23 protein-coding genes and 1 tRNA gene are annotated in these 25,953 nt (G+C 70.9%); 13 read left to right on the forward strand and 11 right to left on the reverse strand.

All coding sequences use genetic code 11. From position 1 onward, the window contains the following. Window positions 1-6: 6 nt before the first annotated feature. The 5 genes from AB0E05_RS24585 to AB0E05_RS24605 form a co-directional block, all read right to left on the reverse strand. Entirely contained in the window at window positions 7-351 is a 345-nt protein-coding gene (locus AB0E05_RS24585; RefSeq protein ID WP_361967056.1) for a rhodanese-like domain-containing protein, read from the reverse strand. 94 nt (window positions 352-445) lie between these two features. Next, window positions 446-1,339, reverse strand: coding sequence for a hypothetical protein (locus AB0E05_RS24590; RefSeq protein ID WP_361967058.1), 894 nt, complete (start codon window positions 1,337-1,339; stop codon window positions 446-448). A gap of 33 nt (window positions 1,340-1,372) precedes the next feature. After that, window positions 1,373-2,842: a DUF2252 domain-containing protein gene (locus tag AB0E05_RS24595; protein ID WP_361967060.1), complete on the reverse strand. Its 1,470-nt coding sequence runs from the start codon at window positions 2,840-2,842 to the stop codon at window positions 1,373-1,375. 249 nt (window positions 2,843-3,091) lie between these two features. Continuing rightward, the gene (locus AB0E05_RS24600; protein ID WP_361967143.1) at window positions 3,092-3,763 is read right to left on the reverse strand and encodes a response regulator transcription factor; all 672 of its coding nucleotides are present in this window, start codon (window positions 3,761-3,763) and stop codon (window positions 3,092-3,094) included. A gap of 136 nt (window positions 3,764-3,899) precedes the next feature. Then, window positions 3,900-5,663: a histidine kinase gene (locus AB0E05_RS24605; RefSeq protein WP_361967062.1), complete on the reverse strand. Its 1,764-nt coding sequence runs from the start codon at window positions 5,661-5,663 to the stop codon at window positions 3,900-3,902. Window positions 5,664-6,347: 684 nt separating this feature from the next. Between AB0E05_RS24605 and AB0E05_RS24610 the strand changes: the two genes are divergently transcribed. Further along, window positions 6,348-7,910, forward strand: coding sequence for a peptide ligase PGM1-related protein (locus AB0E05_RS24610; RefSeq protein WP_361967064.1), 1,563 nt, complete (start codon window positions 6,348-6,350; stop codon window positions 7,908-7,910). Window positions 7,911-7,954: 44 nt separating this feature from the next. On the opposite strand, the gene AB0E05_RS24615 is transcribed toward AB0E05_RS24610, so the two are convergent. The 3 genes from AB0E05_RS24615 to AB0E05_RS24625 form a co-directional block, all read right to left on the reverse strand. Next, window positions 7,955-8,908: a LysR family transcriptional regulator gene (locus AB0E05_RS24615; RefSeq protein ID WP_361967066.1), complete on the reverse strand. Its 954-nt coding sequence runs from the start codon at window positions 8,906-8,908 to the stop codon at window positions 7,955-7,957. Between the two features lie 118 nt (window positions 8,909-9,026). Then, window positions 9,027-9,866, reverse strand: a complete 840-nt coding sequence (locus tag AB0E05_RS24620; RefSeq protein ID WP_361967068.1) for a hypothetical protein — start codon at window positions 9,864-9,866, stop codon at window positions 9,027-9,029. Between the two features lie 48 nt (window positions 9,867-9,914). Further along, entirely contained in the window at window positions 9,915-10,637 is a 723-nt protein-coding gene (locus tag AB0E05_RS24625) for a class II glutamine amidotransferase (protein WP_361967070.1), read from the reverse strand. Window positions 10,638-10,994: 357 nt separating this feature from the next. Between AB0E05_RS24625 and AB0E05_RS24630 the strand changes: the two genes are divergently transcribed. After that, window positions 10,995-11,915, forward strand: coding sequence for a DMT family transporter (locus tag AB0E05_RS24630; RefSeq protein ID WP_361967072.1), 921 nt, complete (start codon window positions 10,995-10,997; stop codon window positions 11,913-11,915). Window positions 11,916-11,934: 19 nt separating this feature from the next. Here the strand turns inward: AB0E05_RS24630 and AB0E05_RS24635 are convergent, their stop codons facing one another. Then, a complete protein-coding gene (locus tag AB0E05_RS24635; protein WP_361967075.1) occupies window positions 11,935-13,344 on the reverse strand; it encodes a cation:proton antiporter in 1,410 nt (469 codons plus the stop codon). A 120-nt stretch (window positions 13,345-13,464) separates the two neighbouring features. After that, entirely contained in the window at window positions 13,465-14,040 is a 576-nt protein-coding gene (locus tag AB0E05_RS24640; protein WP_361967077.1) for a nitroreductase, read from the reverse strand. A 634-nt stretch (window positions 14,041-14,674) separates the two neighbouring features. Here AB0E05_RS24640 and AB0E05_RS24645 point away from each other — a divergent pair. The 9 genes from AB0E05_RS24645 (at window position 14,675) to AB0E05_RS24685 (ending at window position 23,740) form a co-directional block, all read left to right on the forward strand. Then, window positions 14,675-15,433: a GNAT family N-acyltransferase gene (locus AB0E05_RS24645; RefSeq protein WP_361967145.1), complete on the forward strand. Its 759-nt coding sequence runs from the start codon at window positions 14,675-14,677 to the stop codon at window positions 15,431-15,433. A 96-nt stretch (window positions 15,434-15,529) separates the two neighbouring features. Further along, complete coding sequence (locus AB0E05_RS24650) at window positions 15,530-17,128, forward strand: NAD(P)/FAD-dependent oxidoreductase (protein ID WP_361967079.1); 1,599 nt, start codon at window positions 15,530-15,532, stop codon at window positions 17,126-17,128. Window positions 17,129-17,144: 16 nt separating this feature from the next. Beyond that, complete coding sequence (locus tag AB0E05_RS24655; protein ID WP_361967081.1) at window positions 17,145-17,786, forward strand: carboxymuconolactone decarboxylase family protein; 642 nt, start codon at window positions 17,145-17,147, stop codon at window positions 17,784-17,786. Window positions 17,787-17,799: 13 nt separating this feature from the next. Then, complete coding sequence (locus AB0E05_RS24660; protein WP_361967083.1) at window positions 17,800-18,489, forward strand: hypothetical protein; 690 nt, start codon at window positions 17,800-17,802, stop codon at window positions 18,487-18,489. A gap of 1 nt (window position 18,490) precedes the next feature. Then, window positions 18,491-19,189 carry an iron-containing redox enzyme family protein gene (locus AB0E05_RS24665; protein WP_361967085.1) on the forward strand — a complete coding sequence of 233 codons (699 nt, stop codon included), beginning with the start codon at window positions 18,491-18,493 and terminating at the stop codon, window positions 19,187-19,189. Then, complete coding sequence (locus AB0E05_RS24670; protein ID WP_361967087.1) at window positions 19,189-20,829, forward strand: AMP-binding protein; 1,641 nt, start codon at window positions 19,189-19,191, stop codon at window positions 20,827-20,829. Before AB0E05_RS24665 ends, AB0E05_RS24670 begins: the two co-directional genes overlap by 1 nt. Window position 20,830: 1 nt before the next feature. Beyond that, a complete protein-coding gene (locus tag AB0E05_RS24675; protein ID WP_361967089.1) occupies window positions 20,831-21,628 on the forward strand; it encodes an alpha/beta fold hydrolase in 798 nt (265 codons plus the stop codon). Next, entirely contained in the window at window positions 21,625-22,485 is an 861-nt protein-coding gene (locus tag AB0E05_RS24680) for an alpha/beta hydrolase (protein WP_361967091.1), read from the forward strand. The genes AB0E05_RS24675 and AB0E05_RS24680 overlap by 4 nt, the downstream gene beginning before the upstream one ends. Then, complete coding sequence (locus tag AB0E05_RS24685; RefSeq protein WP_361967093.1) at window positions 22,478-23,740, forward strand: M20 family metallopeptidase; 1,263 nt, start codon at window positions 22,478-22,480, stop codon at window positions 23,738-23,740. Before AB0E05_RS24680 ends, AB0E05_RS24685 begins: the two co-directional genes overlap by 8 nt. Before the next feature lie 127 nt (window positions 23,741-23,867). Here the strand turns inward: AB0E05_RS24685 and AB0E05_RS24690 are convergent. Continuing rightward, a tRNA-Leu gene (locus AB0E05_RS24690) sits at window positions 23,868-23,954 on the reverse strand. Between the two features lie 501 nt (window positions 23,955-24,455). Here AB0E05_RS24690 and AB0E05_RS24695 point away from each other — a divergent pair. Both AB0E05_RS24695 and AB0E05_RS24700 read left to right on the forward strand, forming a co-directional pair. Further along, a complete protein-coding gene (locus AB0E05_RS24695; protein ID WP_361967095.1) occupies window positions 24,456-25,337 on the forward strand; it encodes a DUF3662 and FHA domain-containing protein in 882 nt (293 codons plus the stop codon). Between the two features lie 10 nt (window positions 25,338-25,347). Then, a complete protein-coding gene (locus AB0E05_RS24700) occupies window positions 25,348-25,875 on the forward strand; it encodes an FHA domain-containing protein (protein ID WP_361967097.1) in 528 nt (175 codons plus the stop codon). Window positions 25,876-25,953: the final 78 nt, after the last annotated feature.

Consider the following 25,953-nt stretch of genomic DNA (forward strand, 5'->3'; position numbering starts at 1 on the left):
GGACGCTCACAGGACGAACGCGGGGCTCCCGTCGTCCGTCACGACGGCGCGACCCGCGCCCTCCCAGGCCAGCATGCCGCCGTCGACGTTCACCGCGTCGATGCCCTGCTGCACCAGGTACTGGGTCACCTGGGCGGACCGGCCGCCCACCCGGCACATCACGAACGCCCGCCGACCGTCCGCCACGGCCTCGGTGACTTCGCCGAAGCGGGCCACGAAGTCGCTCATCGGTACGTGCAGCGCACCCTCCACGTGGCCGGCCCGCCACTCGTCGTCCTCCCGGACGTCCAGCACCAGGGCGTCGGCCGGGACCTGGTCAGCAGCCACCGAGGGCAACGGGGCAAAGCTCATGGCACACGCCTCCTCTCGTCTCGTTCCGTGTTGTTCGGTCTCGCTCGGTCTCGTCACACAGCGGTGCCGCCCCCTCGGGCGGCACCGGAAGAACCTACTGCAGCAGCCCGGCGAGTTCCCGCTCCCGCTCGGCGACCTGCGCCAGAAGCTGCTCCCCGATCTCCTCCAGCAGCCGGTCAGGGTCGTCCGGCGCCATCCGGAGCATCGAGCCGATCGCGCTCTCCTCCAGCTCCCCGGCGAGGGCGGCGAGCGCCTCCCGGCGCTGCGACAGCCACTCCAGCCGTGCGTACAGCTCCTCGGCCTCGCTGAACTGCTGCTCCGGCGGCACCGGTCCAGCGTCCCACTCGTCCGACAGCTCGCGCAGCAACTCGGCGTCACCGAGGGCGTAGGCGGCGTTCACCCGGGTGATGAACTCCTCGCGCCGGGCCCGCTCCGTCTCGTCCTGCGCCAGGTCCGGATGCGCCCTGCGGGCCAGCTCGCGATAGAGCCGACGGGCCTCCTCGCTCGGCCGCACCCGCTTGGGCGCGCGCACCGGGCGGTCCGTGAGCATCGCGGCGGCCTCGGGGGAGATGCCGTCGGAGTCCATCCAGTCGTGGAACAGCTCCTCCACGCCCGGCATCGGCAGCAAGGCCGCCCGCGCCTCCTGCGCCCGGCGCAGGTCCTCCGGGTCGCCGGTGCGCGCCGCCCGCGCCTCCGCGATCTGCGCGTCCAGCTCGTCGAGCCGCGCGTACACCGGGCCGAGCTTCTGGTGGTGCAGCCGGGAGAAGTTCTCCACCTCCACCCGGAAGGTCTCCAGCGCGATCTCGTACTCGATCAGGGCGTGCTCGGCCGCGTACACCGCTCGCTCCAGCCGGGCCTCCGGCCGCTCCTGCGCGTCCGGCTCCCCGCCGAGGGGCGCATCCCCGCCCTGGACGGGCGGGTCCGCCTCGTCGAGGGGCGTCGCTTCGTCGTTCCGGGTCATCGGTCCACCGGGTGGGTCCTGGGTCACCCGCCCAGCCTACGGGCGCGCCCGGGCCGCCCGTCACACCCCCAGCTCGGCGGTGATCCGCCCCTTCTTGATCGCCGTCAGCAAATCGTCGTGATCGGCTTCCGTACAGTCCGCGTAGCGCACCGCGAAGGCGGCCACGGCCTCGTCCAGCTCCTCGCTCTTGCCGCAGTAGCCGGCGAGCAGCCGGGGGTCGGCGCTGTGGGAGTGCGCCCGGGCCAGCAGCGCGCCCGTCATCCGCCCGTAGTCGTCCAACTGCTCGGGGGTGAGTTCGGCGGGGTCCACGCTGCCCTTGCGGTTGCGGAACTGCCGCACCTGGAAGGGGCGGCCCTCCACGGTCGTCCAGCCCAACAGGATGTCGCTGACCACCTGCATCCGCTTCTGCCCCAGCACCACCCGACGGCCCTCGTGCGCCACCGGCGCCGCCGGGAAGCCGGCCGCCGCCAGGTGCGGGAGCAACGCGGACGCCCGTGCCTCCTTCACCTGGAGCACCAGCGGGTCGCCCCGGTGGTCCAGCAGCAGCACCACGTACGAACGGGTGCCGACGCTGCCGGTGCCCACCACCCGGAACGCCACGTCGTGGATCGCGTACCGCGCGAGCAGCGGCAGCCGGTCCTCCGCCACGGTGGTCAGGTACTCCGCCAGCGACGCGGCCACCGCCGCGGCTTCCGCGTCCGGTACGCGCCGCAGCACCGGCGGGGCGTCGACGAACCGCCGCCCTTCGCCCACGGCGTCCGTCACCACCTCCGTCGCCTTCGCGGCGAAGCGCGCGCTGGTGTTGTTCCGCGCCTTCTGTGACACCCGCTCCAAGGTGCCGGCGAGGTCCCGGGCGTCCGTGTGGGAGACCAGTTCCTCGTCCGCGATCGCGTTCCACGCGTCCAGCGCGGGCAGCTTCGCCAGCAGGCGCATGGTGCGCCGATAGGCGCCCACGGCGTCGAAGGCGGCGGCTCGGCAGGTCAGCTCGTCCGCGCCGGCGACGCGGCCGGCGAGCACCAGCGAGGCGGCGAGCCGCTTGAGGTCCCACTCCCAGGGGCCCGTCACGGTCTCGTCGAAGTCGTTCAGATCGATCACGAGCCCGCCGCGGGCGTCGCCGTACAGACCGAAGTTCGCCGCGTGCGCATCTCCGCACAGCTGGGCGCCGACACCGGTGACCGGGGTGCCGACCAGATCGTGGGCCATCAGCCCGGCGGCGCCGCGCAGGAACGCGAAGGGGGAGGCGGCCATCCGGCCCACCCGGATGGGCGTCAGCTCCGGCACCCGGCCGCGGCTGGACTCCTCCACGGCCCGAACGGCGTCGGGGCGGCCGACCGCCAGGACCAGGGAGTCGTGGGAGGAGCGCGGGATCCGGTCCCGTAGCGCCTTGCCCTGTTGCTTGGGCGACAGCGGCCCGTCGGAGCCGAGTCCGCCCGCCGCACCGGCCGTCAGTTGGCCCCTGCGCGGTGCGAACCCCGGCACCACCGGAATCCGTCTGCCGCCCGCCGGTATCTCCGTCTCGACCTCGCCCATCGCGCGCCGCCTCCCCCGCTCCGTACCGCCCGGGCCGCTGTCAGCCCGCCGACCGTGTGGTCCGTCCCCCGACGGTACCCCTCACCCCGGCAAACGCCACGTCCAGTACACCCGACCCCAACTCGCGGTGTTTCACGTGAAACAGGCAGCCCCGGCCAAGCAGCCCCAAACACCCGACCAAGCAGCCCCAACAGACAGCCTCGGCCGAACGCCCACACCCACACGGACAGCCCACCGCCGTGATCGGGCTCAGCCCTCCGGGCCCAGCCCCGCGTCCCGTGCCAGCAGTGCCGCCTGCACCCGGTTGTCGCACTCCAGCTTGGCGAGGATCCGGCTCACGTACGTCTTCACCGTGGCCTCGCTCATGTGCAGCCGTCGGCCCGCGTCAGCGTTGGACAGCCCCTCGCCGAGGAGCGCCAGCACGTCCTGCTCCCGCCCGCTCAACTGGGCGATCCGGGCCCGCGCCTGCTCACCGCGGGCCGCCGCCCGCCCGGTGGCCAGTTGGTCGACGACGTGCCGCGTCGCGCCGGGGGAGAGGTACGCGTCGCCGGACACCGCGGCCCGTACGGCGCCGATCAGCTCCGCCGGCGCGGTGTCCTTCAGGAGGAAGCCCGCGCCCCCCGACTCCAGCGCGCGCAGCACGTTCTCCCGCTCGCCGAAGGTGGTCAGGATGATCACCTTGGTCGCGGGGACCGCCTGGCGCAGCTCCCCCATCGCCGTGAGCCCGTCCATCACGGGCATCTGGATGTCGAGCAACACCACGTCCGCCTTGTGGGACCGGGCCGCCTCGACGGCCTCCCGGCCGTTCGACGCCTCGGCCACCACTTCGATCTCCCGATCGGACGTGAGGATCATCCGGATCCCGGCCCTGATCAAGGGCTCGTCATCCGCAATGACGACCCGGATCCGCGCCCCCGCCATAGCCACCCTCGCACTCGCCGTGTCCATCCGGACCGTCCGGTCCGGCCCCCCAGTTTGCCGGCCCGCGCCCGGGATCCCCAACGGGGTGGTCCAACGGTCGTCCCCGGACCACGAACCGCGCGCCCGGCCACCCCGGTCAGAAGTCGACGACGACCTCGTACGCCTTCTTCTCGATCAGCTTTCCGTCCTTGAAGCAGAACCGGAACACCGGCTCCTTCTCCCACGTGCTGCCCATCTCCTCCGACATCACCACCATGCAGTCGGCGCCCGCGGGCTCCTCCGGCTCCCCCTTGCCGCCCTCAAGGTCGGAGGCCCACACCGAGTCCTCCTGCGGCAGTCGGTCGCGGACCTCGTCCTCCGGCGTGCCGATCTCTATCTCCTCGTACTCGGACTGGGTCATCATCGAGTCGTCGAGCGAGGTGAAGAGGAAGTAGCCGCCGACCACGGTCAGCGCGCCCAGCAGCACCACCACGGCCAGCGAGATCCCGCAGCCGATCCCGACGGCCCCGATCCGGCTGCCCTGTCCGCCGCCCCTGTGCAGCTCGTTCATCCTCGGCCCCTGTCCCGCGACGTTCCAGTTCATGACCGGAACACCATGGGGCGGGGGCGGCGGCGCGGGCTGCCGGGGAAAGTCGTCGGGCACGGCGACGAAAGGCGCTGCCTCGGCCACCCCGTACGGCAGCACGCCGGCCACCCGGAAGCCACCGCCGTCGGTGGTCCCGGCGTGCACGATGCCGCCGACGAGTCGGGCCCGCTCCCGCAGTCCGGTCAGGCCCTGGCCACCGCTGACGACCTCCCCCGCCGCGCCCTCCGCCGCGGGGCCGTTGACGATCTCCACGACGAGCGAGTCCGGTTCGTACCGCAGCTCCACCTCGATCCACGCCCCGGGCGCGTGCTTGTACGCATTGGTCAGCGACTCCTGCACGATGCGGTACGCCGCGTGGTCCGCCGCCGCGGCGAGCGGGCGCCGCTCTCCGGTGAACCGCAGCTCCACCCGGGTGCCGGCGCCCCGGGCGGTCTCCACCAGCGCCTGCACGCCGGCCGTGCCCCGGGCCGCCCGCCCCGACTCGTCGACCGGTGCGACGGCGGATTCGCCCCCGTCCCGCAGGATGCCGACGACCTCCCGCAGCTCGTGCATGGCCCCCACTGAGGCGTTCCGCAGCACCCCGACGGCCTCCCGCTGCCGTTGGGTCAGCTCCGGGTCGACCTCCAGCGCACCGGTGTGCACGGCGATCAGCGCGAGCTGGTGCCCCAGGCTGTCGTGCATGTCCTGGGCGATCCGCTGCCGCTCCAGCAACCGGGCCTGGTCCGCCACCATCTGGCGCTCCCACAGCAGTTGCGCATTGCGCTCCTGGAGGGCGTGCAGCAGGGTCCGCCGCTGGCTGAAGTAGCGGCTGGCGAGCCCGGGCACGACGGCGATCGGCAGGAACGTGAGGGTGGCCACCACCACCGTGAGCACCGGCGCGTTGAAACTCCCCGGCAGCAGCAGGGCGATGCCGCTGTAGGCGACGTACGTCCCGGTGAACGCGAGGAGCGCGTACCCGGACCGCTCGATCCGCCGCCCCGCCGACCAGGCCAGCGGCACCATCACGAAGGAGTAGCCGGGCATCGACCCGGCGAGGGCGCCGATGGCCACCAGCACGGGCACGGGCAGCCGGCGCCGCAACAGGGCGAGCACGAAGACGCCGACGGGAGCCACCACCATCAGCCAGGGCCACACGTCGGCCGCCCACCCGATGACGGCCGTGAGGACGCACAGGGTCAGGGCGAACAACAGCTCCCGCAGCGGGCCGCGGCGCATCAGGGGCAGCGCGCCCTGGCGCGGCGACGGCGGATCGGGCGCCATCAGCCATCCCCAGGCCCGTCGCACCGCCGCACCGCTCTTCTTCACCACGTTCACAACCGCACCCTAGGCGCCCCGCCTCGACGCCCTCGCCCCACTTTCGTCCCCGCCGACCGCGACGATCGTCTCGCCGCCCCGCGCTCCACGGCGACCTGGCGACCACCGGCGAGCTGACCGGACACCCCCACCGGAACGTGAAGAACGGCCACTCCACCATCCACACCCTGATGGCCGCATAATTCGAGGAGTTCGCCGTCTTCCCGCTGCTGTTCAAGCAGGCGGATCCCCTCTCGACGCACGTTCGGAGGACCCCGGAGATCTTCCCCGGAAACGAAGACCGCATCATGATGCACTTCATCACCGAATCCCTCATGAAGCACATCGGATTCCGCCCGGGACCCTACGGATGCATCGTGGGGCCCGTACGGCAGCGGACGCCCCGACTGCACGGTGGGAGGGGAGTCGTCCGACGTCCTGAGGATCGTTCCGCAGCACGTCGTCGCCGACATCGCCGACATCGCCGACATCGCCGAGCGCCGGGACGTACTGGGACGCGCGCCGGGACGCCTTGCGCCGAATCGGGATGTGCTCCGCACGATCGATTTCGCGTACGCGTGTTCTATTGCGGGATGAACAATGCTCATGCTGTGTAAAGCGCTGATTCTTTGACGACCCGCCGCTGCCGCTGAATTATCTGGTCACGGGCTCCCCCGACCCAGCGCGCCCCGAAAGGAAAACGGAATGATCAGCGGTCTGCTTTCGACGCAATGGGACACCACCAACGGTCAACAGTGTCAACAGACGTTCGAGCAACTCCAACAACGGCTGCCCGCGCTGTTCGCCCGGCGCGGCGGCGCCGCGACGACCGCGGTCGTCGTGCCCAGCCTCTCGCTCGACGGCGCAGAGCTCCGCAAGATCAAAGGGGTCATCCACTTCGAGGAGCGCCTGCTCTTCCTGGCACAGGTGCTCCGCGACCCCGACGCGAGACTGCTGTACGTCACGAGCCTCCCGCTGCGGCCGGTCGTCGTCGACAACGCGCTGGGCGCGGTGTCGTCGCTGCCGGCCGGCCACGCGCTGCGGCGGCTCACCCTGCTCGACTGCGCCGACGGCTCCCCCGTCCCCCTGACGGAGAAGGTCCTCAAGGACGACGCGCTCGTCCAGCGCATCCTGTCCGCGATCCCCGACCGCGACCAGGCGTACCTCGTCACGTTCAACAGCACCCCGCTGGAGCGGGCGCTCGCCGTGCGCCTGGGCATCCCGCTGTACGCGTGCGACCCGGCGCTCGCCCAGATCGGCACCAAGAGCGGCGGGCGGCAACTGCTGCGCTCGGCCGGGGTCCCGGTTCCCGAGGGGTTCGAGGACATCCGGGACGAGCAGGCGCTCGTCAAGGCGCTGGCGGAGCTGCGCGGCGGGAACCCGGGCTGCGAGCGGGCCGTCGTCAAGCTCGACGACAGCTTCGCGGGCTGCGGGAACGCGGTCTTCCCGTTCGCCGGCGCCCCCGCCGCCAACCTGGAGTCCTGGATCCGGGCACAGCTGCCGCGGCGGCTGTCCTTCGCCGCGCAGGCCGACACCTGGCAGAGCTACGGGGCCCGACTGCGGGAGATGGGCGGCATCGTGGAGCGCTTCGTCGACGCGCCCGGCACCCGCTCCCCCTCCGTCCAGCTGGAGATCGAACCGGTGCGCGGCGCACGGGTGGTGTCCACCCACGAACAGGTCCTCGGCGGCAGCGCGGGGCAGGTGTTCACGGGCTGCGTCTTCCCGGCCGGGCCGGGCTACCGGGCGGAGATCCAGCGGCTGGCGCTGCTGGCCGGCCGGGCGCTCGCCGCGAAGGGGGTGCTGGGCCACCTCAGCATCGACTTCCTGGTCGAAGACCCGACGCGCACGGTCCCGTCGGACGGACCCGCGCCGGCGGAGGGCATCCACGCACTGGAGATCAACTTGCGGATGGGCGGCGCGACGGCGCCCTTCTTCCTGATGCACGGCGCCGTGGAGGGCGCGTACGCACAGGACACCGGCGAGTACCTGACGCCGGAGGGCGAGCCCCGCTGCTACGTCGCCACCGACCGGGCCCAGCGGGACGGGTTCGAACGGCTCCAGCCCGAGGACGTCGTCGACGTCGCCCTGCGCAACGGACTGCACTACCGCCAGACCACCCGCACGGGCGCGGTCTTCTACGTCCTCGGCGCGCTCCCGGGCAACGGAAAGCTGGGCGTGGTCGCCGTCGAGCGGACCGTGGAGCGGGCGCAGAGCCTGTACGACACCCTGCTCGCCCGGGTCGAAGCCGCCGGCCGCCGCCGCGCCTGAAGCCCCCGCGGCCCGCGTCAGCCGGCCCCGATCCGCGGCGCGCCTCAGCCCGCCTCGTACCGGACCATGGCCTCCCTGCGATCCGTCGGCCCCTTGGCCACGGGGATCGGGAGGCCGCGGTGCTCCGGCACCGGCTGGAGGGGGACCTGCCGACACGAATCGACGAGGATCCGCGCCGCGGTCTGCCACCCCCGCCCGATCGGCCCGGTCAGCGTCAGGGTGCGGCTGACCCGCTGCCGCAGCGGGACCATGACCAGCCGGTGGTCCAGCATCGCCGAGGTCAGCCCCGGGACCACGGACACCCCGATCCCGCTGCGCACCATGGTGAGCAGGGTCTCCATGTCCCGCACCCGGTGGCAGCGGCGCAACGGGCGGTGCGCCAGCCGGTAGATCCGGCGGACGTACTCCTCGCAGCCGCTGGTGGAGACGACCAGCGGGTCGTCGTCGAGGTCGACGACGTCGATCTCGACCTCCTCCGCGAGGGGGTGGTCGCTGGCCAGCAGGGCGTGGAAGTCGTCCGTGGTGAGCAACAGCCCGGTGCCGGGCGGCTGGTCGACGAGCACCGCAAGCTCCACGGCGCCCTCCCCGAGCCACGACTCCACCTCGGCGTCGTCGCCCTCCAGGACCACGATCTGCACCAGCGGGAACTCGTGCCGCCAGCGGTGCAGCAGTTGGGGGAGGACCCCCTGGCAGGCGGTGGGGGGCGCGGCGATCCGCACCGTGCCGGACGGCCGTCCGCCGTGCCGGCTCGCCAGGTCGCGAATGGCGCCGTAGCCCTCCACGACCTGGCGGGAGTGGGCGAGGATCTGCTCCCCGAGGGCGGTCAGCCGGACCCGGCTGCCGCGGACGAACACCGGTGCACCCAACGAGCGTTCCAACGTGGCCACGGAGTGCGAGACCGCGGACTGGCTGATGCCCAGCTCCACGGCGGCGAGGCTGAAGCTTCCGCTGTCGAGGACCGCGACGAAGGCCCGGAGGTGCGAGATGCCGATGTTCATGAACTTCTTTCATGGCGCCCGGAAACTCACTCGATCCACTCATGATGGTGAATGCACCCTTCGGGTGCAATGAGCGTCCGGGCGCCCCTTCCTCACTCGTCCCGGGTCCGGCCCGGGTTCAGCCCCAGGTGACGGCGGCGTCCAGGGACTCGTCGGAGAACCCGAGGAAGAACCCGACCGTGACCCTCGTGTCGCCGCCGACGCGCAGGATCTCGTGGTAATACGTCGGATTGATCAGATAGACGTCCTCCGCCTGCGGTTTGAACTCGTGCGCGGGCACGTCCGCGACCACGCCGTACTCGTAACCGAGGCCCTTGGGGATCTTGAACTTCTCGTCGTGCGCCTCCCACGGCTTGGCGTAGATCTTGGCTTCGCCGCCGGTGTCGCACTCCTGGACGCAGATGACGCAACTGAGCTGGTACAGCAGCCGGGAGACCACCAGGTCGAGATGGGCGGCGTCCCGCATGATCTTGTCGTTGTGCATGGGGTTGGCCACCCCGTCCGGATGGAGCCGGACGCAGACGTCGGCGTAACGCCGGCCGTCGGGCTCCTCGGCCACCTCCAGCGAGCGCAGCGACAGCGCCCGGGCGAGCCCCGAACGGACGTCGTCGCCGAGCGTGAAGGAGCTGTCCGCGATCACCTGGGCTATCTTCTCGCTCTCGGTGAAGTACTCGTCCACGTCGGACAGGTGCTTCGCCAGGTACGAGCCGATGGTGGTCAGATGGCCGTTGGCGTAGTAGGTCGTGGACGCGCGGTCGAACATCTCGTTGACGAGCTGCCGGTGCCGGGTGAAGTTCTCGCTCGGCAGCAGATCCTTGAGGACGAGCACGGCGATGTCCCCGTCGACCAGTTTTCGCAACAGATCGGGTTCGATCGGGTCCGTTCCGACCCGGCGCACCACCCGGTCCCATCGCCTTTCCGTGGTCGGAGCTTCGGCTGCGTTGGCTTGCGATCCCAATTCTTGCTCCCTTCGATACCACCCCGAACCGATCGGGTCCGAGGTGCTTCAGTACCACTCGGAGTCGAGATGGATTTCAAGGACCTGGTCCGGCTTGAGTGGTTCCCACTCATGCGCCGGTGCAAGTGCGGGGGCGATTTCCGAGGCGATGACGAGCAAGCCGGGCCGGCTCAGTCGATACATTCCGAAGTACCGCGGAAAGGGGGTCTCCTCGGGCGACCAGTGAATGACGTAGGCCCGTTCGCGGTGCACGGCGAACGCATTGCCGGACAGGCCGCCGGGCGGGATGTCCCGCAGCAGGGCCAGCGTCTCCTCCGCGTCGAGACGGGTGCCGCCGTCGGGGACGACGTACTGGAAGTACTCCGCCGTGTCGAACGCCGAGGCGGGCAGCCCGAGCCGGCGGTGGACCGTGGGCAGATACCCGTTGTGCATGAAGTACCAGGTCACGTCGGGGTCGGTACGCTCCAGCGGATGCGTGTAGCCCGGCCCTCGGTGGTGCTCCAGGGTCGCGTGGCGCACGTGGACGGCCAGGAAGTCGCTCTGCACCGTGCGCAGCGGCGACTCCTCGATGCTCTCGGCGATGGGCCGCTCGTCGCGGTGGACCCCCAGCCCGCCCGGAGCGTCGGGAGCGCGCCACAGGGCGCCCCAGCCGTGGGCGTGCCTCATTTCCGGCTTCTCGTGGGCGGCGGTGCGCCCGGTGCTCATGGCGAGGGCGGCTTCGACCACCGCAGCGGTGTCGAAGGCGCCCCGAGCGAGAATTATTCGGCACATCTTCTTCGTTCCCCCGTTTATGACCGTTTATGAATTCAGCGCTTGATGCAGTGCGCCATTGCGGTCTTTTACATGGCGCTACCCTGCTTCGCTTTCCCCAGGAATTCAGCAGCAGCCATGCTAGCATTCACCCGATCAACCCACAACGTCGAACATCGTTCGACGTGACGAATTCTCATTATGGTCATGAGTGACGCTCATAGCCGTTTTCTGATTGCTTGTTGGACTGGGCGCGCCCGCTTCTGCACAATCTGGCGCGACGGCTGCAATTCATGACGCCATGATTTGAAGGATGAGGCTGTGGGTGCGAGTACCGGAACGGTCGGGCAATCCATACACGGGGGAGCGATCCGATGGATGCCCAGTTTTCTGGCGCTGTCGGTCGTCTGGGGGTCCAGCTTCGCCCTGATCAAGGTCACGCTGGACGGCGGTCTCGCGCCGGTCTGGGTCGCCTTCGGCCGTTGCTTCTTCGGGGCCCTGACCCTGGCGACGATCTGTCTGGTGCGGCGGGAGTCGCTGCCGCGCTGCCGGGCCACCTGGGGCCACGCCCTCGCGGTCGCCGCGCTGCTCAACTCGGTGCCGTTCTCGCTGCTCGCCTTCGGCGAGACGCACGTCAGCTCCGTGCTGGCCGGCATCTTCAACGCGATCACACCGCTGACCACGCTGCTGTTCGTGCTGCTGCTGGTGCCGCAGGAACAGCTGACGGCGCGCCGGCTGTCCGGGCTGATGGTCGGCTTCTGCGGGGTGCTGATAGTGCTCGGCATCTGGGAGGGCATCGGCGGGGCGTCCCTGATCGGCAGCCTGGCCTGCATCGGCTCCACGGTGTGCATGGGCGCCGGCTTCGCGTACACCCGGCGCCACTTCTCCGACCGCGAGGGCTCCGCCGTGGCGCTGTCGACGACGCAGCTCGTCTGTGCGACGGCCCAACTGGCGGTGCTCGCCCCCCTCTTCAACGGGGCGCCGGACACGCTGAGCGCAAAGCCCTTCACGGCCCTGGTGGTGCTCGGGGCGCTGGGCACGGGCGTGGCGTACATCCTCAACCTCGGGGTGATCCGGGTCGCCGGGCCGACCATCGCGTCGACCGTGACGTACGTGATCCCCATCTGGTCCACCCTCTTCGGGACGGTGCTGCTGTCCGAGCCGCTGTCCTGGAACACCGCTGCCGGTGCCGTGCTGGTGGTCGCCGGCGTGGTCCTCACCCGGGCGCCCAAGGGGCCGGCGAAGTCCGAGCCCGCGGCGGTGAGCCCCGATCCGGAGCCGGAGCCCCGGCGGCACTGACCCGCCGCCCGGCCCACGCTCATTCGTCCCGGGGAGTACGAGGGGTCCGCACCATCCCCGTCGATGGCGCGGGCTCCCGCTCCCGGGCCCGTTCCCCGGTCTGCTGCCCGGTCTTCTCCCCGGCCTTCGGCAGCTCGGCGAGGTGCGCCGCCTCGTGCCGGGGCATCAGCCAGGCCAGCAGGGGCCCGGCCGCACCGGTCGTGACCACCGCCATCACGACCAGCAGCGAGTACAGCTCCGCGTTGAGGATGCCGGCCTGGAGTCCGACGCTCAGCGCGACGAGTTCGGTGAGCCCGCGGGTGTTCATCAAGGTGGCGAGGACCGCGGAGTCACGCGGCGGCAACCCCTGGGTCCGGGCGGCGATCCAGGCGCCGCCGAACTTGCCGACGACGGCGACGAGCATGATCAGCGCGAGCGTGCCCAGCTCCGGCAGCCGCACCCCGGACAGGTCCACGCTCAGCCCCGCGACGACGAAGTACACCGGGAGCAGCAGATCGATGGCGAACCGGGTGTCCCGCATCATCTCCTTGCGATGTCCGCTGCGCCGGATGCGGGGCACGACCAGCCCGAAGAGGAACGCGCCGAACACGAAGTGCAGCCCCATCCACTGGGTGAGCGCGGCGGAGCCGAGGAGTCCGGTGAGCAGCACGGCCCGCCCGGTCGCGGTCAGGGAACGGCCCTCCGCCAAACGGCTCTCGGACGAACGCCCCTCCGTCGAACGCCCCCTCCCCGAACGGCCCTCCCCCGGAGCTTCCTTGCCCGGGGCGGTCAGCACCTTGCGCAGCAGCGGCCGGACGCAGAAGACCAGGAAGAGAGCGAACGGGACGATGAGCGTCACCCGCCAGTGCCCGGCGTCGTCCCCGGCCACCATCGCCTGGACGAAGGAGAGCGTGGTCCACACGGCGAGGTCGCACACCGCCGCGGCGGAGAGCGCCAGCGCGCCCATCGCCGTACGGGTCATGTTCCGGTCGTCGAGGATGCGCGCGAGCACCGGGAACGCGGTCACCGACATCGCCACGCCGATGAAGAGCACGAAGCTGAGCCGGCTCGTCGTCTGGTGGTCGCCGGCGAGGTGCAGGGCGAGCAGGCACCCGAGCCCGAAGGGCACCACGGTGGCGCCGAACGCGGTGACGGTGGCGATCCGTCCGCTGCCGCGCAGCCGACCGAAGTCAAACTCCAGGCCCACGATGAACATGAACAACACCAGCCCCAGGTTCGCGAGGGCGCTCAGACTGGGACGTACGTCGAAGGGGAACAGCGTCTCGGCGACGGCGCCGTCGAAGAGGGTGGGGCCGGCCAGGATGCCGCCGACGATCTCCCCGAGGACCGGGGGCTGCCCCAGGGCACGGGCGGCCCGACCGGCCAGTTGCGCCACCACGACGATCAACGCGAGATCGGCGAGCAGGATCGCCACTTGGTGCTCCGTCATGCGCTCCTCTGCTTTCCGGGCCGAAGAGCAAGGGCCCTCATCCGGGCGGGGACATGGGGGTACGGCGGAACGCCCGCGTGCAGCGGGTCGTACGGGCCGGGCAAGGATCCGTACGGCGGGTCACACCCGTTCCGCGGCGGACCGTTCGCTCGTCCCGAACACCGACACCTGCTGCGCCACGTCCTCCAGTGGTCGCCGCAGGTGCCTTCGGTTCGGGTCCGGAGTGCCGATCCACAAGCCGCCGAGCAGCCGTTCCGTGGGAGCGAGCGCCAGGAGCGCCCGTGCCGCCGCGCTGACGGCGAGCCGCCCGGCGTACCAGACGCTGCCGTAACCGCGGGCGTGCAGCAGCAGCGTCAGGGAGTGGCTCACCGTGGTGGCCGCGGCGAGTTGCTCCCACTGCGGCGCCCGGTCACCGGGCTGCGGTGCGAAGACGAGGGCGGCGATCAACGGGGCCTGCGGCGGCACGGCGCCGGCCGGCTCGCCGACGTCGCCCGGCCCCAGGCACCGCGCGAGGGCGGCGTGGCCCTCGCCCCGCAGCAGGATCCAGCGCCACGGCTTGGGCGCCGCACGGTGGTCCCCGCGGTCCGGAGCGGTCGCAGCCCCCCGCAGCAGATAGACGAACTCGTCGTCCGCGGGGGCCGGTTCGGCGAGGAGGTCCTCGCTGCGACGGGTGAGGATGGCCGTCATCACGTCCATGACACGCTCCGTTGTCAACTGTCCGGGGCACATACGGGTGGAACGGAAGCAAAGATCGAGGATCAAGGCGATGAACAGGCGCCGATCGGCAAAAGGCGTCCCCGGCGGCGGGAACGCACGGCCCCGAGAGGGCCCACCTGATTTTGGAAGAGGATCTCTTCGACCGAGATCACGGCATTCAGATCACGACATGAGAGACGAGGATTCCAGAATCCCGATAAGCCGCCAACAACCCCGTACCGTCTTGGCCGGAACACTACTCCCTTGTCCGAGAACCACCCTTGACTCACCTTAAAAGATCTCCCTGGCGAAAGTATTGGCCAATGTATGAATGATCGATACAGCCAGCCTGAATGATCATCTCCCGCCCCATCAGGGAGGATGCGACTCGACTTGGCTTCCCCGGGCTTGGCCGGTTCTCGACGTCACCCTTGCTCGGCCTTGTTGCTCCTCATCGAGCCACTCGGTTAGTTTCAAAACACAAGCCTCTTCTGTCGGCCTGTCATTCCTCGCCCAGGCCGTAGGCGCACGTCGGCACCAAAACGCGATACGCAGCGAATTATCAAGCGCGATCACTCGGCATGCCCTCGCCGAGACTGCTTTGGTGTTTCCGGACGACACAAGTGTGGTGATCATGAACAGCAGTTGGTCGACGTCCAAAGACTCAAATCATTCCGGTGGCCGACCGTTGGCGACTGGAAAAACTTCGGAAAAACGGCTCGCAGGCTGGGAATTCCAGGAGGAACCCAAGGATTCGGAGCAACCCTTCTTCCTGCACGTCGCATCGACCGAAGCCGACTTCGAGGCGGTCGACATGCTGTGGGAGGCGGTGTACGGCGAGGAGTGCGGCTGGCTGCCCGCGGCGAACGGCCCCTGGCACAAGGACCGCTACGACGACCAGTCCGTCTATCTGCTGGCCCGCGCCGAGGGCCGGGTGGTCGGCACCATGCGCCTGGTGGTGGACGGCGCCGGCGGACTGCCGATCGAGCAGTTCGTCCCCGTCGACGACCTCAGGGACCAGCAACGGCGACTGATCGAATGCCAGCGCCTGATGATCCTCCCCGACTTCCGGAACCGGCGTTACGACGCCATGCCGTACGGAGTGCTGGCCGCCCTGGTGAAGGGCTGCATTCACTGGTGCATCGTCCACAACATCACGCACATCGTGGCCGATCTCTTCACCGACACCAAAACCACGCCCATCGGCCCGCTGATCGCCCTCGGCTTCGAGGAGACCGGAAAGGAGTTCATCGACACCGAACTCGAAGGCTCCGGGCGGAGCATCGCACTGCTGCTGCGCGTGGCCGAACTGTTCTCCCGACCCTTCCGAACCAGCGCGCCGTTCTATCGCTACGTCATGGAATACGACGGCTCGGTGGACGTGTACCGCTGAAGCCCCGAGCGCCAAGCTCCGAACTGCAATCCCACGGTCGAGTCCAAGCGCCGAGTTCCACGCTCTCGACCCTCAGCCCTCCGGCCAAGGAGAGAAATGACGTACCCCGCAGTCGAATACGACGTCATCGTCATCGGCGGTGGGCCCGGTGGCTCCATGACGAGCACCCTGCTGGCCCAGTCCGGAAAGCGCGTCATCCTGTTCGAGTCCGCGAAGTTCCCGCGCTACCACATCGGCGAATCCCTCCTCTCCGGCACTGCCGACCTGCTCAAGAAGATCGGCGTCCTGGAGAAGCTGGAGGACGCCGGCTTCATCAAGAAGCACGGCGTCGAATGGGTCTGGGGCGAGCACCGCGAGCCGTGGACGGTGTACTTCAAGGACGCCCTGGCCATGCCGTACGACTACGGCTACCAGGTCGAACGGGGCCCCTTCGACCAGATGCTGCTGGAGAACGCCCGCGAACACGGCGTCGACGCCCGCGAGGAGCACCGCGTCACGGACTTCGCGTTCGAGGACGACGGCACCGTGCGCGTCCAGTACACCGACGACGAGGGCAACCCCGGCACCGTGACGGCCCGTTGGCTGGTCGACTCGTCGGGCCAGGGCGGCACCGTCACCAAGCGCCTGCACCAGCAGGAATGGGACCCCTACCTCAAGAACATGGCCGTGTGGAGCTACTGGCGCGGCGCCAAGCGCGGCCCCGGGCTGGACGCCGGCAACACCTTCCTGCCCACCTTCGACGAGGGCTGGTGGTGGTTCATCCCGCTGCGCGACGACATCACCAGCATCGGCGTCGTCGTCGACCGCGAGGCGTTCCTCAAGCAGAAGGAGAACGGGCTCCAGCACTACTACCAGAGCTGCCTGGAGCGCACCCCCGAGCTGATGGACCGGCTCGCGGACGCCGAGCAGGTCGACGAGATGCACGCCCAGCGCGACTGGTCCTACATCTACGACCGCTTCAGCGGCGACGGCTACATCGCCGTCGGCGACGCGGCCTGCTTCATCGACCCGCTGTTCTCCACCGGGGTCCACCTGTCCATGCTCAGCGGATACCTGGCCGCGACCACGGTCAACACCATCCTGGACAAGCCCGAGATCCCCCGCGAGCAGGTGCTGGAGTTCTACGAGGGCGCCTACCGCAAGGAATTCGATCGGCTGCGCGCCCAGGTGTACTTCCTCTACGGCGGCCACGGCGGCTCGAAGGAGTCGTACTTCTGGCACGCCCGCAACCAGTTCGACGTACCGGGAATTGCCCCGGAGAAAGCTTTCATCTCCCTTATCGCCGGTGCGTTCCAGCACCGCTCCTGGTACCGCAGGTACCTGGCGCAGCTCGACGTGCCCGTGGAGCTGCGCTCCACCATCGAGGGCATCTTCGAGGGCAAGTCGGCCGGCGTGAACGTCGACTGGCAGGCGCCGGTCGTCCTCTCCGACCAGGTCGAGGAGGGCGAGGAACTCGCCGTCGACGGCGACCACCTGAGGCCGGCGCAGGTGCTGCGGCTGCCCGGCGGCGCCACCATGCCGCTCACCGAGGCGCTCACCGCGCTCACCGGCCTCGCCGACGGCAACCGCACCGCGGCGGACCTGATCGACCTGCTGGTCGAAGCGGGCGTCACCCAGCGCGACGGGGCCCGGTCCCTGGTGCACGAGGCCATCTCCTTCGGGCTGCTTGCGCCCCCGGAGACGGCGGAAGCCTGAGAGGAGGGCGAGAGCCATGGCATTCGTCGAGCTCCAGCAGGACAGGGACGCCGCCCCCGAGGTGGGTGCCGTCTTCGACCGGGTGCGCGAGGAGTACGGATTCGTCCCCAACATCCTCCGGGCGATGGCGCACTGCCCGGACCTGCTCCAGGCGTTCGTGCCCTTCTGGGGGCAGGTGTACGCCTCGCCCGCCATCGGGCCCCGGCTGCGCGCCCTGGCCGCCCTCGGCACCGCGAAGGCCCAGGAGTGCACGTACTGCGTGGCCCACATGAGCGCGTCCGCGCGCCGGGCCGGCATGGACGAGCAGGAGATCAGCGCCGTCGGCGACAGCGTGGTGCAGGCCCGGGTGTTCGACCCCCGGGAGGGGTTGATCCTCGAACTCGCCGACCGCCTCACCCAGGACCCGGACGGCACGACCGACGAGCTGCGCAAGCAGCTGCGCGAGGTCTTCACCGACGCGGAGATCGTCAACATCGTCCTCGCCATCGGCACGTACAACCTGACCAGCAGGTTCCTCAAGGCCCTGGCCATCGACGTCGAGGACATCTTCTCCACCCCGCAGACCGCACCGCAGACCGCACCGCAGGCACCCCCAGCCCCACCCCAGACCGCTCCACAGGCAGCCCCGTCAACCGCACCCCCGACCGCACCGGAGTGAAGGAGGCACCGCAGTGAGCACCCCGGCCCTCAAGGACGAGATCGTCGAACGGCACGGCCAGAACGCGCTGGACCTCGTGTTGACCGTGTATCTGAACTTCTACTACTCCGAGTGGGAGATCGTCGACCTCTGCGCCCGTTGGATACCGCGGCGGCAGAACCTGCGCGAGAAGTCGTACCTCATCCACCACGCCTCCGACGAGGTCGTGCACGCCCGGCTGTTCCGCGAGGGCGTGGAACGGCTGGGGTTCGACTGGGACGGCTTCGACCATTCCAAGTACCGCATCGACGACATCGACCAGCGCTTCCGCAAGCTCTTCGACAGCGACGACGAGATCGAGGTGCTGATCGGGCTGAACCTGTACGCCGAGGGCGTGCTGGCCATGGAGGAGCTGCACCAGCTCGGCCGCAACAAGCCCGAGTACTTCCCGGAGTTCGCCCGCATCGAGCGCGAGGAGCGCCGCCACATGGGCTTCGGCCTGACCGTGGCCAAGCGGCTGCTCGACGAGAGCGAGGAGACCCGGCGGCGCGGCATGGACTACTGCAAGTGGTACCAGGAGCACCTGGAGAACTACCTCGGCGGCGAACTGTCCCAGACCATCTCCTGGGCCGTCGACCAGGGGTTCGTGCAGCCCGACTACGTCCCGCGCACCCGTGAGCGGTTCAACGAGACCATGTCCAAGCTCGGCCTTCTGGAGGCGTGAGATGACCACCAGCGCGTACGAGCGGGCGGAGGCCGACGCGGCGCAGGTGCTCGCGGAGTACATCGACGAGCACCCCTTCGTCGGCAGCATCCTGAAGGGCTCCCTCACCGAGCAGGTGTACGCCGCCTATCTGCGGGAGACGTACCACCTGGTCACCCAGACCCCCTACTTCCTGTCGGCCGCCGCCTCGCACAGCGACAGCGAGTGGCTCCAGGACTGGTTCCTCGACCTGGCCCGCGACGAGCGGCACCACAACCGGCTGTGCGTGCGCGACCTGCGGAACATGGGGATCGACCCGGACGAGTACCTGGGCGACGTGCCGGGCCTGGGCACCTGGACGATGGTGGCGCAGAACCACTACCTGGCCCGCGCCGCGCAACAGCCCGTCGGCATCATCGGCTTCGCCGCCGCCACCGAGGGCCTCGGCGCCCGGCTCGCGCCCAAGGTGGCCGAGGCGATGGGCCAGTACGCCTTCGCGAAGGACTCGCTGTCCTTCCTGAAGGTGCACTCGATGGAGGACCAGGAGCACATCGAGACCGTCCGCAAGGGCTTCGACCGCTCCGCCGCGGAGTCCCCCGAGGCGTACACGGTGATGCTCGCGGCCTGGAAGTACACCCTGCGGGCGTACGCCCAGCTCTTCACCGACTCGTTGGAGCGGGGCGGCTCGGAACTGGCCGCCGCGTCCCCGCGGATCGGCTGATGGGGACGGACGGCGCACCCGTGATCGACCCCGGACGCTGCGTGTTGACCGACCTCGTCGCCGCCATGCCGGACAAGGCGTCGAGCGTCCTGCTGTGCCGTCGGGGCGGGGCGCGGACCTCCGTGCCCTACCCCGAGTGCCACCGTGACGCCCTGTCGCTGGCCGCCGCGCTGCGGCGGCGGGGCGTCGCGCCCGGCACCCGGGTCGCCGTCCACGGCGCCACGTCGTACGAGTGGGTGCTGGCGGACCTGGCGGCGCTGCTGACCGGGGCGGTGTCGGTGGCGCTGTACCCGAGCGCCCCGCCGGAGCGGGCCGTCGCCACCGCCCGGGAGGCGGGGTGCCGCACGGTCCTCACCGACCGGGCGGACTGCGTGGCCGCCTTCCGGGCCGCGGGCCTCGACGTGGTCTTCCTCGGCCCGGAAGGGGAGGGAGCACCCTCGGTCGTCGAGCTGATCGCGGAGGCCGCAGAGAAGGGAGAAGACGCAGGAGCCGGTGCCGGGGCGGCGGACTTCGCGCCGGCGGACCGCGGCGACGGCCCGTTCACCATCGTCTCCACCAGCGGCACGCTCTCCGAGCCGAAGCTCTTCGCCGTCCACTCGGCCCCGCTGCTGCACACCATGGACCACTTCGCCGAGCTGTACGGCTTCGACGGCCGGGACCGGCTGCTGGTCTATCTGCCGCTGTCGCACCTGCCGCAGCGCATGATGCTCTACTGGGGCCTCGGCCAGGGGTTGGACTTCGTCCTCAGCGACCCGGCCCGCGTCATCGCGGACGGCGTCGAGACGTCCCCCACCCTGCACGTCGCCGTCCCCCGCTCCCTCCAGCACCTGCACAAACGCGCCCTGGACCTCGCGCGCCGCCAGGGCCTGGAAGGGGAGGAGGGCGCCATGACGAAGGCGTACGCCCAGGTCTTCGGCACCGCGCTGAAGGCGGTCTTCGTGGGCAGCGCGCCCAGCGACCCGGCGCTGCTGGCCGAACTGCACGCCGGCGGGGTGCCGGTGTACGAGGTGTACGGCACCACCGAACTCGGCATGGTCGGCCTCAACGTGCCCGACGCCAACCGCCGCGGCACGGTCGGCCGCCCCATCCCCTGGGGCGACGTCCGGATCGACGACGAGTCGGGCGAGGTCCTGGTGCGCACGCCCACGCCCTTCCGGTACGGCGAGGTGCTGGGGCCGCACGTCGTCCCCGTGGTGCGCAACCCGGACGCCTGGTGGCCCACCGGCGACGCCGGCGCCCTCGACGCCGACGGCTTCCTGACCGTCCACGGACGCCTGCGGGACTTCGTGGCCCTGCCCAACGGCGAGAAGGTCTTCCTGCGCGCCCTGGAGGAGTCCACCGCAGCCGCCACCGGGGCCGGGCTGTGCGTCGTGATGAAGATCGACGCTTCCCACCTGGGCGCCCTGCTGTTCTTCGACCCCGCGGCACCGGAGGGGGTCGGGAGCGCGGACGGGTACCGGGCCCGGCTCGCGGAGGCCAACCGCCGGCTGCACCCCTGGGAGCGCATCCACTCCTTCGCCGTCGTGTCCGGGTTGCCGTCCCTGGCGGACGGCTGCATGACCGAAACCACCAAGCTCCGTCGGCACAAGGTCGAGGAGACCTACGGGGCCCCCGCACAGTGGCTGAGCGTGAGGGAGTGACATGACGCGAGAATCCCGACGGACCGCCAACATCGGCGGCGGCAGCATCACGTACCGCGTCCAGGGGGACGGCCCGCCGCTCGTCCTGCTGTCCACCCTGGGCGGCACCTGGATCCGGCAGGTGCCCGAACTGTCGCAGCAGTTCACCGTGATCACCTACGACATGCGGGGCTTCGGCGACTCGCCCACCGCGGACGGCGGCTTCCCCGCCAACGCGGAGCACGCCGACGACCTGGCCCGGCTGCTGGACGCCCTGGGCCTAGCCCGGGCGTCCGTGGCGGGGCTCTCCCACGGCGGCCTCGTCGCCCAGCACTTCGCCCTGCGCCACCCCGAACGGGTCGACCGCCTCGCCCTGGTCGCCACCTTCGGACGCCCGGGCAACTCCACCGGCATCTTCCTGAACATGCTCAACGGCTTCCTCGACCGCGACGACCTGCCGAACTTCTGGGAGGTGCTGAAGAGCTTCCTCTTCTCGGCCGCCGGCTGGGAGCGGATGACCCGGATGGAGGCCCATCTGCGGCGCGCCATGTTCGACCAGTACACGACCGCGGCCCTGAGCAGCATCTACGGACAGGCCCGCGAGCACGACCTGCTGGCCGCGCTCGGGGCGGTGCGCTGCCCCACCCTGGTGGTCGGCGGCGCGGAGGACATGCTGTTCCCGCCGCCGGTGACCGAGGCGCTGGCCGCGGCGATCCCCGGCGCGAGCCTGGAGATGCTGCCGGCCGCGCACGTGCCGCCGGTGGAGGCCCCGCTGCCGTTCAACAAGGTCGTCACCGAGTTCTTCCGGACCGACCGATGACCCCGGCACCGGATCTGCCCCGCACCGGCCGCCTGCTCGACCTCCCCGAAGCACGGGTCCGGGTGTACGAGGAGGGCCGCGCCGACGGACCGCCGCTGGTCTTCCTGCACGGCTTCATGACCTCGGCCTTCACCTGGCGCCACGTCCACCCCGCCTTCGCCGACCGCTACCGGGTGGTCCTGGTGGACCTCCCCGGCAGCGGCGACACGCCCGCGCCCCCGGGCGGCCGGTGGGACGCCGACCGGTGGGTGCGGCTCGTGGCGCAGCTCCTCGACGAACTGGGCGTCGACCGGGCCGTCCTGGTCGGCAGCCAGATGGGCGGCTCGCTCGCCGCCTGGTTCGCGGCGCTGCGCCCCGAGCGGGTCGAGAAGCTGGTGGTGATGGCGGCCGGGGTGCTGGGCGAGGCCGAGACGAACCTGACGCTGTACCGGCTCCTGGCGCACCGCAGGTTCGGCCCGCTGGTGGCCCGGCTGCTGCCCAAGGGCCACTTCCGCAAGCGCTGGCTCGCCGCCCACGGCCCCGACCACCGCCCCGAGCCCGGCGTGGTCGAGCGCTACCACCGCCAACTGCGCCGCCAGGGCGCCCAGATGGCCCGGGTGGGCCTGGACCTGCGGCTGAGCTACGGGGAGCACTTCGACGCGCTCGTGGAGCCGATCCGCGGGCTCGCGGTGCCGACGCTGCTGCTGTTCGGTGCGGACGACCGGCTCGTCCCGCCGTCCACCGGGCGACGCTTCGAGTCCCTGCTCCTGGACTCCCGGCTGGTCGTGCTCGCGGACTGCGGGGACTTCCCCCAGGAGGAGAAGCCGAAGGAGGTCGTCGAGGCCGTGGAGCGGTTCCTGGGGACGGACGATGACTGAGGACGCGCCGCACGACGGACCGGCCGGACCGGACGGGGCGGCCGGCGGGAGGCGCGCCGCGCAGGACCGGCTGGTCCGGCTGCGGCGCGCCCTGCACCGGGTGCCGGAGACGGGCCTGCACCTGCCGCGTACGCAGCGGCTGGTCCTCGAAGCGCTGTCGGGGCTCGACCTGCGGATCACCACCGGGCGCCGGCTCAGCTCGGTCACCGCGGTCCTTCAGGGCGCACACCCCGGGCCCAGCGTCCTGCTGCGCGCCGACATGGACGCGCTGCCCGTCTCCCCGGGGCGCATGCACGCCTGCGGCCACGACCTGCACACCGCGATGCTGGTGGGCGCGGCGCACGAGCTGTTGCGCCGGCGGGACGAGGTGCACGGCTCGGTGGTGCTGATGTTCCAGCCCGGCGAGGAGGAGGGCGCCGGGGCACGGCTGATGATCGAAGAGGGGGTGCTCACGGCGGCGGGCGCCCCGCCCGTGGCCGCCTACGCGCTGCACGTGGCCTCCGCCGCGCTGCCGTTGGGGGCGGTCGCCTCCCGCCCCGGAGCGCTGATGGCGTCCGCCGACACGATCAAGGTGACGGTGCACGGCCGCGGCGGCCACGGCTCGCTCCCGCACGGCGCCCTCGACCCCGTCCCCGTGATGTGCGAGACCGTGCTCGCCCTCCAGTCCCTGGTGACCCGGCGGTTCGACGTCTTCGACCCGGTGGTCGTCACCGTCGGCACCATCCACGCCGGCGAGGTCGCCAACGTCATCCCGGCGACCGCGGCGTACGAGGCGACCGCCCGCACCTTCACCCCGGCCGCCCGGGGAAAGCTGCGCGACGAGGCCCTGCGCACCCTCGCGGGCGTGACGGAGGCCCACGGCCTGAAGGCCGACGTCCAGTGGGAGGACGGCTACCCCGCGACGGTGAACGACCCCGCGGAGGTCGCCTTCGCGGCCTCGGTGGTCCGCGAACTGCTCGGCGCCGGCCGCTTCGTGGAGCTGCCCCGCCCCCTGTCCAACTCGGAGGACTTCTCGTACGTGGCCGAGCGGGTGCCCTCCGCGTACCTGCTGCTCGGCGCCTGTCCCGCGGACCGCGACCCCGCCACGGCGCCGTACAACCACTCCCCGGAAGCCGCCTTCGACGAATCGGTGCTCGCCGACGGCGCCGAGCTGCTGGCGGAACTCGCGGTCAGCCGGCTGTCCCGGCCCGCCACCCCTTCCGGAGACGGACCACCGGGGCCCGGCGCACACCGACGAGGCCCGTCCGAAGCTTGAGACACTCGTCACACTTCCCACCCGCGTCGGTCATCCGGCCGTTGCCGAAGCGTGCACGGGGCGGGCGCTGACCAGTGCGGACACAACGAAACGGGCGGATCGCTCAAAGCGATCCGCCCGTTTCGCATGGTGCGCGAGGGGGGAGTTGAACCCCCACGCCCTTTCGGGCACTGGAACCTGAATCCAGCGCGTCTGCCTATTCCGCCACCCGCGCATTGGGTGCTGCCGCTGGGCTCTCCCACCTTCTGGTGCGTTTGCCTGGCGACATCGAGAAGATTAGCACGCTGCACAGGGTGGATTCACATCGCTTGACGAGCGGGACGGGGCGGCACCGCACGGGCGCGGGCACCGGGAGCGCCGGGCCGACGGACCGCGGGGACGCGGCGCGACGGGCCGGACCCGACCCCGCCCGGAAGCGGACCAGGAAGCGGAAGCGGATACGAGGACCCGGCCTCCGGGCACGTATCGGACGGACGGTTCCGGGCAGGCGCCCGGACAGGTGGCCACGGGCCCGCGGGCGTCCTCGTGGACGGCGTTCGTCCCCGTTCCGCACCGGTCCCCCCGGGGTGCGGGACACTGGCACGAGGCCGCCTCTACGATCCGTGTGAGAGGTGACACTCATCGACGGGGAAGACAAGGGGAACCAGCCGATTTCCCGACGCGTGGATACGATCAGTAAGCAGTATCAGGACGGCAGCCACGGAGGAGGTGCCCGATGGGAGTACTGAAGCGTTTCGAGCAGCGTCTCGAAGGTCTGGTCAACGGCACCTTCGCCAAGGTGTTCAAGTCCGAGGTCCAGCCCGTCGAGATCGCCGGCGCTCTCCAGCGCGAGTGCGACAACAACGCGACGATCTGGAACCGCGACCGGACCGTCGTCCCCAACGACTTCATCGTGGAGCTGAGCGCGCCCGACTTCGAGCGCCTGAGCCCCTACTCGGGGCAGCTCGGCGACGAGCTCGCGGGGCTGGTGCGGGACTACGCCAAGCAGCAGCGCTACACCTTCATGGGCCCGATCAAGGTCCACCTGGAGAAGGCGGACGACCTCGACACCGGGCTGTACCGGGTGCGCAGCCGCACCCTCGCGTCGAGCACGTCGCAGGCGCCCGCCGGTCCCACCGGTCCCGGTGGACCGAGCGGCCCCGGTGAGTCCGGCGGCCCGGGCGGCTACGGCCAGCCGTCCCGCGGCGCCGCCGGCGGCCCGCCCCCCGGCGCACCTCCCATGCCTTCCTCACCGCCGCCGGGCACCCGCCCCGGCCTCGCCGCCGTCGGCGGCACCCAGCGACCGGGCGCCAGTCCCGGACCGCTGCCCGGCGCCCAGCTGCGCCGCTGGATCGAGATCAACGGCACCCGCCACCAGATCTCCCGCCCGACCCTCGTGCTCGGCCGCAGCACCGACGCGGACGTGCGGATCGACGACCCCGGCGTGTCCCGCCGGCACTGCGAGATCCGGACCGGAACGCCCTCGACGATCCAGGATCTCGGGTCCACGAACGGCATCGTGGTGGACGGGCAGCACACCACCCGCGCTACGCTCCGCGACGGCTCGCGGATCGTCGTGGGCAGCACCACCATCGTTTACCGGCAAGCCGAAGGGTGAAGCGGGGGCAATGTCAGAGCTGACCCTGACGGTCATGCGGTTGGGTTTCCTGGCCGTTCTGTGGCTGTTCGTCATCGTGGCCGTCCAGGTCATCCGCAGCGACCTGTTCGGGACGCGCGTCACGCAACGCGGTTCGCGCCGCGGCGGCGACACGCGTCCGCAGCCGCGCCAGCAGGCGGCCACGCCGCCGCCGCAGCGCCAACAACAGCAGCGGCAGCAGTCGAACGGCCGCCAGCGCCGCGGAGCGCCCACCAAGCTGATCGTCTCGGAGGGGACCCTCACCGGCACCACGGTGGCGCTCCAGGGCCAGACGATCACGCTGGGCCGCGCGCACGACTCCACGATCGTGCTGGACGACGACTACGCGTCCAGCCGGCATGCCAGGATCTACCCGGACCGTGACGGCCAGTGGATCGTCGAGGACCTCGGGTCCACCAACGGCACGTATCTCGACCGGACCCGACTCACCACCCCGACCCCGATTCCGCTGGGCGCGCCGATCCGCATCGGCAAGACCGTCATCGAGCTGCGGAAGTAGTAGGACTAATGACAGCGCGCGAGCGGAGCGAGCGAGCCGTAGCGGTCCCGACAGCGGACCGGTGGGGGCTCCCGACCG

This window comes from Streptomyces sp. NPDC048057, from assembly GCF_040653095.1.
Classification (GTDB): domain Bacteria; phylum Actinomycetota; class Actinomycetes; order Streptomycetales; family Streptomycetaceae; genus Streptomyces.